Consider the following 7,287-nt stretch of genomic DNA (forward strand, 5'->3'; position numbering starts at 1 on the left):
AAACCATGAAAAAAATCTGTATTGGCTTGATCGGCCTGATGCTGCTGGCCGGTTGCGGCAGCAAGGGCGAGAGCGGCGGACAATCGAGCGCCGCGCGCCTCGATGGCAAGGAAAAGGGCAGCGAGTTTCTTGCCTATGAACATAATGTCAGCGTCGATACGAATGAGGCGCAAGTACGGCCCCTGTATGAAAAAGTGGTCGCCGCCTGCAAGGCCGACACGGAAAACGGCTGTCTGCTGCTCGATTCCAGCGTCGACAGCGGCCGCTACGTGCACGCGCGCATCAGCATGCGGGCCAAGCCTGCCGGCATCAAGAAGCTCGTCGCGCTGGTCGCGGCCGAAGGCGACGTCACCAGCCAGGGTACCAAGGTGGAAGACCTGGGGCGTCCCGTGCTAGACAGCAAGAAACGCCTGGAAATGCTCAAGCAGTACCAGGCGCAATTGCAAGACCTGGAAAAGCGCTCTGGCACAAATGTGGATGCCCTGATCAAGGTGACCAAGGAACTGGCCACCGTGCAAGTGGAACTGGAGCAGGCGACGGCGGCCAACGCGCTGTTGATGCAGCGCATCGATACGGACTTGCTGAACGTCGTCGTCAGTGCCGAAGGCAAGCAATCGTTCTGGCGCCCCGTCAGGCGCGCGCTGGGCAATTTCACGGAAAACCTGTCGGAAGGCGTGGCCAACGCCATCACGGCCATGGCCTATATCCTGCCGTGGCTGATCGCTTTCGTGCTGCTGTTCCCACTGGGACGCAAGGGCTGGCGCCGCTTGAGAGGCGTGCCGCGCAAGGATTAACTTCCTCGGCGCACTGTTTTACGGCAATTTGAAACCTGGCTGCACAGTCCTTGTGCAGCCAGGTTTTTTTTCGTGCGGCGACAGCGGCGTGCACCATGCTGGACGCCTGTTGGCGCTGGCATGCATTCTGCTTTAACAACATCGCAGGCTTAGCTCGACCCCCACGAACCCATCACAGGAGTCCCCATGTCACGACGCATCATCCTGAAAGCGGCCGCCGCCGGCGCACTGGCCCTGGCCACGTCCACTTACATGCAGGCAGCCTTTGCCGCCGATACGATCAAGGTGGGCATTTTGCACTCCCTGTCGGGCACCATGGCCATTTCCGAAACGTCGCTGAAAGACGTGGCTTTGATGACGATCGCCGAGATCAATGCCAAGGGCGGCGTGCTGGGCAAGAAGCTCGAAGCCGTCGTCGTCGATCCGGCATCGAACTGGCCTTTGTTCGCGGAAAAAGCGCGCCAGTTGGTGGCGCAGGATAAAGTAGCTGTCGTGTTCGGCTGCTGGACGTCCGTGTCGCGCAAGTCGGTGTTGCCAGTGTTCAAGGAGCTCAACAGCCTGCTGTTTTACCCGGTGCAATACGAGGGCGAGGAGCTGGAAAAGAACGTGTTTTACACGGGCGCCGCGCCCAACCAGCAGGCGATCCCGGCCGTGGAATACCTGATGAGCAAGGATGGCGGCGGCGCCAAGCGCTTCGTGCTGCTGGGCACGGATTACGTGTATCCGCGCACCACCAACAAGATCCTGCGCGCCTTCCTGAAAAGCAAGGGCGTCAAGGATAGCGATATCAGCGAGGTCTACACGCCGTTCGGCCATGCCGATTATCAAACCATCGTCGCCAACATCAAGAAGTTTTCCACGGGCGGCAAGACGGCCGTCATTTCCACCATCAATGGCGACTCCAACGTGCCGTTCTACAAGGAACTGGGCAATGCCGGCCTGAAGGCCACGGACGTGCCTGTCGTCGCGTTTTCCGTCGGCGAGGAAGAGTTGCGCGGCATCGATACCAAGCCCTTGCTCGGCCACCTGGCGGCATGGAATTACTTTGAATCCGTCAAGAATCCCGTGAATACGGCCTTCATCAAGCAGTGGAAGGCCTATGCCGTGGCGCAAAAGCTGCCGAACGCGGGTTCGGTCGTGACGAACGACCCGATGGAAGCGACCTATGTCGGCATCCACATGTGGGCGCAAGCCGTGGAAAAGGCGAAATCGACGGACACGGACAAGGTGATCGCCGCCATGGCGGGCCAGAGCGTCAAGGCGCCATCCGGCTTTACCCTGACCATGGATGCCACGAATCACCACTTGCACAAGCCCGTGATGATCGGCGAGATCAAGGCTGATGGGCAATTCAATGTCGTGTGGAAAACCAAGGAACCGATACGCGCCCAGCCGTGGAGCCCGTTTATCAAGGGCAATGAGGGCAAGCAAAAGCTGTAAAGAGCCACGCCAGCGCCATCGGGCAATGCGTCCGGTGGTGCCGACCATCAACGCTTTTCCGGGATATCAATGAGGCTATTCACATCGCTGCTGGTCTTCGCCTGCCTGTGCCTGTCATCCATGGCGCAGGCCGCCATCGATCCATCCTTGCTCAAACCTCTGGCCGGCGACGACCCCGATGCCAGGGTCGCCGCCGTCGCGCAGATCGCCGCCCTGGCCACGCCCGAGGCCGACCGTGTGCTGCAAGCCTTGCAGGGCGATGCCCTGTATGCCGCACCCGACGGCACGGTGTATATCGTCGACGGTGAACGGGCATATGACCCGGCAAGCGGCAAGAACGTGCCGTTGCCGGACGGCATCGATGGCGTGATGGTCAACAACCGCTTGCGCTCGGCCGTGGCGGGCGCCTTGTCGGGCTTGCAGCTGCTGGCGCCGGAGCGGGCCACGCGCCTGGCAGCCGCGCAGGCCTTGCAAAAGGCGGTTGATCCCGCGCAGCTTCCCCTGATCCGCAAGGCGCTGGCGCAGGAAAACGATGCTGAGATTAAACAGATATTGCAAGTGCTGATCGCCAGCGCCAACCTGCATGCGCCCGACGCGGCCACGCGCAAGCAAGCTGTGGAAGCGCTGGCCGCCAGCAGCGATGCGCGCCTGCTGCCCGTGCTGCAAGCCATGCTGGAGAAAGGTGGTGAGCCGGACGAGGCCGTGCAGCTGGCCGCCATCGAAACCATGCGCCAGATCAAGGGACGGGTGGCGCGCATGGAATTCGCCGGCAATGTGTTCTACGGCATCTCTCTGGGCAGCGTGCTGCTGCTGGCCGCGCTGGGGCTAGCCATCACGTTCGGCTTGATGGGCATTATCAACATGGCGCACGGCGAATTGCTGATGATAGGCGCTTACACGACCTACCTGTGCCAGTTGTTCTTCCGCAACTTCCTGCCTGGCCTGCAGGATGCGTATCTGCTGGCTGCGCTGCCGGCTGCCTTCCTCGTCGCCGGACTGGTGGGCGTGGCGCTCGAGCGCACGGTGATCCGCTGGCTGTATGGCCGGCCGCTGGAAACCCTGCTGGCCACCTGGGGCATCAGCCTGATCCTGATGCAGGCCGTGCGCACCATCTTCGGCGCGCAAAACGTGGAAGTGGCCAATCCCGCGTGGATGTCGGGCGGTGTCACCGTGCTGGGCGGCCTCGTGCTGCCGTACAACCGGCTGGCCATCATCGGCTTTGCCGTCGTTGTCGTGGCGGCCGTGTGGTTGATTTTGAACAAGACACGGCTGGGCCTGTTCGTGCGGGCCGTCACGCAAAACCGCCGCATGGCCGATTGCGTGGGCGTGGCTACGGGCAAGGTCGACATGCTGACCTTCGGCCTCGGTTCCGGCATCGCAGGCCTGGGTGGCGTGGCCCTGTCGCAGCTGGGCAATGTGGGGCCGGACCTGGGCCAAAGCTACATCGTCGATTCCTTCATGGTGGTGGTGCTGGGCGGCGTGGGCCAGCTGGCCGGCACCGTGATCGCCGCGCTGGGCCTGGGCGAAGTCAACAAATTCCTCGAACCGGTGGCGGGCGCCGTGCTGGCGAAGATCGCCATTCTCGTGTTCATCATCATATTCATCCAGCGCCGGCCGCAGGGCCTGTTTGCCATGAAGGGACGCAGCGTCGAATGATTACCTCCTGTCAAACCAAGCAAGGCCTGTTTACGCGGCCCGTCTGGCTGGCGCTTGCCGCATGCACGTTGCTGGCGGCGCTGTTGCCCATTTTTAACCTGGTGTTTGCCGAAGGGCATGCGCTGCATGTGTCCGCCTACACGGTGGCGCTGGTGGGCAAGTTCATGTGCTACGCGCTGGCCGCGCTGGCGCTGGACCTCGTCTGGGGCTACACGGGCATCCTGTCCCTGGGCCACGGCGTATTCTTTGCGCTGGGCGCGTATGCGCACGGCATGTATCTGATGCGCGCCATCGGCGACCAGGGCCAGTACCACAGCAGCTTGCCCGATTTCATGGTCTTTCTCGACTGGAAAACTTACCCGTGGTACTGGGCATTTACGGAACACTTCTGGTACTGCATGGCGCTCGTCGTGCTGGTGCCGGGCGTGCTCGCCTTTGTGTTTGGTTATTTTGCGTTTCGCTCGCGCATCAAGGGCGTGTATTTTTCCATCATCACGCAGGCGATGACGTATGCCTTCATGCTCTTGTTCTTCCGCAACGATACCGGCTTTGGCGGCAACAACGGTTTCACGGATTTCAAGACCATCCTCGGCTATAGCATCACGGCGCCCGCCACCCGGGCCGTGCTGTTCCTGCTGACCCTGGCCTTCCTGCTGGCGGCCTTGATCGGCGCGCGCGCCATCGTCCGCTCGAAACTGGGCAGGGTGCTGCAGGGCGTGCGCGACAGCGAGGCGCGCTTGATGTTCCTCGGCTACAACCCGCTGTGGTTCAAGCTGTTCGTGTGGACCTTGTCGGCCGTGCTGTGCGGCATCGCTGGCGCCCTGTACGTGCCGCAGGTGGGCATCATCAACCCGTCCGAAATGTCTCCGGCGAACTCCATCGAAATGGTCGTGTGGGTGGCAGTCGGTGGACGGGGTACCTTGATCGGTCCCATCCTGGGCGCCTTCACCGTCAACGGCTTGAAAAGCTGGTTCACGGCCGCCTTGCCGGAACTGTGGCTGTTCGCGCTGGGCTTGCTGTTCATCGTCGTCACCCTGTTCATGCAGCAGGGCATGCTTGGTGTATTGAGCAAGCTCAAACGTAAAAAGGCGACCGTCGTGGCAGAGGAGGCCGCATGAGCATCCGCATGTTGCCCGGCATGGCCAGCACCGAGGCTGGTGCCACGTATTCGCGCGTCAAAGGCGAGGGTGTCGATACGACGCATGGCGCGATTTTGTATCTGGAAGACATCAGCGTGTCGTTCGACGGCTTCAAGGCCATCAACAAGCTGAGCCTCGATATTTCCGTGGGCGAATTGCGCTGCATCATCGGCCCTAACGGCGCGGGCAAGACGACGATGATGGATGTCATCACGGGCAAGACGCGGCCCACATCCGGCACGGCCTGGTTTGGCCAGACCATGAACCTGGCGACGATGACGGAAGCGCAGATCGCCCACGCTGGCATCGGCCGCAAGTTCCAGCGCCCCACCGTGTTCGAGCAGCACACGGTGTTCGACAACCTGGAACTGGCGATGAAGATGGACAAGCGCGTGGCGCCCACCCTGTTTGCCCGTTTGACCTCCGAGCAGGCCGGCAAGATCGAAGCGATCCTGCGCCTGATCCGCCTCAACGGCCACGAGGCGCGGCCGGCCGGTTTGCTGTCGCATGGGCAAAAGCAGTGGCTGGAAATCGGCATGCTGCTGATGCAGGAGCCGCAGCTGATCCTGCTGGACGAACCCGTGGCCGGCATGTCGGATGCGGAAACGGCGCGCACGGCGGAGCTCCTCAATGAATTGCGCGGCAAGCATTCGATCATGGTGGTCGAGCACGACATGGGTTTCGTCACGGACATTGCCCAGCAAGGCATCGTCACCGTGCTGCATGAGGGGGCCGTGCTGGCGCAGGGCCGCATGGACGAAGTGCAGGCCGACGAGCGGGTCATCGAAGTCTATTTGGGAAGGTGAACACATATGCTGGAAGTCGAGCAATTGAATCAATACTATGGCTCCTCGCACACCTTGCGCGGCATCAATCTGTCGGCGCGCAAGGGCGAGTGTCTGGCTTTGCTGGGGCGCAATGGCGTGGGCAAGACGACCTTGTTGAAATGCCTGATGGGCGTGCTGCCCGTGGCGCAGGGCACGGTGGTGTTCCAGGGGCGCGACATCACGAAACTGACGCCGCATGCGCGGGCCAAGCTGGGCATCGCCTACGTGCCGCAGGGGCGCGACATCTTTGCGCGCCTGACGGTCGAGGAAAACTTGTTGATGGGCATGGCGGTGAAGCGGGGCAGGCAAGCCTCGCGTATCGATCCTCACGTGTATGAGCTGTTTCCGGTGCTCAAAGAGATGCTGCAGCGGCGCGGCGGCGATTTGTCAGGCGGGCAACAGCAGCAGCTGGCCATCGCCCGTGCCCTGCTGGCCGAGCCGCAGCTGATCATCTTCGACGAGCCGACGGAGGGCATCCAGCCGTCCGTCATCAAGGATATCGGCAGGGTCATTTCCTTGCTGAAGCAGCGCGGCGACATGGCCATCGTGTTGTGCGAACAGTATTTCGATTTTGCCCGCGAGCTGGCCGATGCGTTCATCGTGCTGTCGCGCGGCAGCGTCGTTGCCAGCGGACTGGCTGCGCAGATGGATGGCGACGACGTGAAGCGCCATTTGGCCGTGTAGGCTTAATAACTGGCTTAACAACGCCTAACAAAACCGTAGCGAGCGGAAGGAAGGCTCGGCGCCCCCGTTGGCTTGAGAAGCGCAACTGTACGAATGTACAGTGAGCATCGCAGGCCGCAAATTACGACGCGCAGTAGGTTTTGATAGGCTATGTCACCGTCAGATGTGGGAATACTCCCAGGGTTGCTTTCAATAACGTTTCTGGTGAACGGATGCGTCTGGCGTCGAGTATCCAGCGCCAGCCCAGGTAATTTGGCAGGTAGCGCGTCGCCACGCCGTGAAACGGACGCAGCCATTGCCGCAAGCGGCTGTGATACGCATTGACGTTCTGCACATGCGCGGCGCCCTGCACGCGGATGCCGGCGCGCAAGTTGACGGCCTCGTGGCTGATACCCGCTTCCCTCGCAAACGCCCGGTAGGCCGCATGACCATCCGTTACCAGCAGAACATCCTTATCGATAACGGGCAACAAACAGCGGTGCAGCTGCGCCTTCGTCAACGCGCCTTTGCCCATGACGAAATCGAGAGTCTGGCCCGTGCGGTCGCGCGCCACCAGAATGCAGATTTGCTCATTCGATATGCCGCGTTTAAAGGCACGGCCGCCCCGGCGGCGAGCCGGCCGCGTCATCTGCCTCGATCCCTTTTCCGATTCCAGCACGTAGAGTTCATCGGCCTCGGCGATGCCATGCAGGCCATGCGGCCGGTCCGTCTTCGCCACGCTGAGAAAGCGGTGGCGCCAGCGAAACG

Annotated in this window: 7 protein-coding genes; 6 read left to right on the plus strand and 1 reads right to left on the minus strand. The window is 61.8% G+C overall.

Annotated features, from left to right (window positions below):
• Positions 1 to 5 precede the first annotated feature (5 nt).
• From CSQ93_RS27290 to urtE, 6 genes are all read left to right on the plus strand, one after another.
• The gene (locus CSQ93_RS27290; protein WP_099380730.1) at positions 6 to 794 is read left to right on the plus strand and encodes a DUF4349 domain-containing protein; all 789 of its coding nucleotides are present in this window, start codon (positions 6 to 8) and stop codon (positions 792 to 794) included.
• 186 nt (positions 795 to 980) lie between these two features.
• A complete protein-coding gene (urtA, locus tag CSQ93_RS27295) occupies positions 981 to 2,234 on the plus strand; it encodes an urea ABC transporter substrate-binding protein (protein WP_099380731.1) in 1,254 nt (417 codons plus the stop codon).
• Between the two features lie 69 nt (positions 2,235 to 2,303).
• The gene (gene urtB / locus CSQ93_RS27300) at positions 2,304 to 3,890 is read left to right on the plus strand and encodes an urea ABC transporter permease subunit UrtB (protein WP_099380732.1); all 1,587 of its coding nucleotides are present in this window, start codon (positions 2,304 to 2,306) and stop codon (positions 3,888 to 3,890) included.
• Positions 3,887 to 5,008 carry an urea ABC transporter permease subunit UrtC gene (gene urtC / locus CSQ93_RS27305; protein WP_099380733.1) on the plus strand — a complete coding sequence of 374 codons (1,122 nt, stop codon included), beginning with the start codon at positions 3,887 to 3,889 and terminating at the stop codon, positions 5,006 to 5,008. Before urtB ends, urtC begins: the two co-directional genes overlap by 4 nt.
• On the plus strand, positions 5,005 to 5,835 hold the full coding sequence (gene urtD / locus CSQ93_RS27310) for an urea ABC transporter ATP-binding protein UrtD (protein ID WP_099380734.1): 831 nt from the start codon (positions 5,005 to 5,007) through the stop codon (positions 5,833 to 5,835). Before urtC ends, urtD begins: the two co-directional genes overlap by 4 nt.
• A gap of 6 nt (positions 5,836 to 5,841) precedes the next feature.
• Entirely contained in the window at positions 5,842 to 6,540 is a 699-nt protein-coding gene (gene urtE / locus CSQ93_RS27315) for an urea ABC transporter ATP-binding subunit UrtE (RefSeq protein WP_099380735.1), read from the plus strand.
• A 148-nt stretch (positions 6,541 to 6,688) separates the two neighbouring features.
• Here the strand turns inward: urtE and CSQ93_RS27320 are convergent.
• Positions 6,689 to 7,287 (minus strand): IS1595 family transposase (locus tag CSQ93_RS27320; protein ID WP_158301389.1); only part of this gene is annotated, 599 nt, incomplete at its 5' end.

This window comes from Janthinobacterium sp. BJB426, assembly GCF_002735705.1.
Taxonomy (GTDB): domain Bacteria; phylum Pseudomonadota; class Gammaproteobacteria; order Burkholderiales; family Burkholderiaceae_D; genus Janthinobacterium.

What these genes read in the sequence shown, in the direction of transcription:
- CSQ93_RS27290 (WP_099380730.1), top strand. Translation starts at nt 6, where the DNA reads ATGAAAAAAATCTGTATTGGCTTGATCGGCCTGATGCTGCTGGCCGGT.
- urtA (WP_099380731.1), top strand. Translation starts at nt 981, where the DNA reads ATGTCACGACGCATCATCCTGAAAGCGGCCGCCGCCGGCGCACTGGCC.
- urtB (WP_099380732.1), top strand. Translation starts at nt 2,304, where the DNA reads ATGAGGCTATTCACATCGCTGCTGGTCTTCGCCTGCCTGTGCCTGTCA.
- urtC (WP_099380733.1), top strand. Translation starts at nt 3,887, where the DNA reads ATGATTACCTCCTGTCAAACCAAGCAAGGCCTGTTTACGCGGCCCGTC.
- urtD (WP_099380734.1), top strand. Translation starts at nt 5,005, where the DNA reads ATGAGCATCCGCATGTTGCCCGGCATGGCCAGCACCGAGGCTGGTGCC.
- urtE (WP_099380735.1), top strand. Translation starts at nt 5,842, where the DNA reads ATGCTGGAAGTCGAGCAATTGAATCAATACTATGGCTCCTCGCACACC.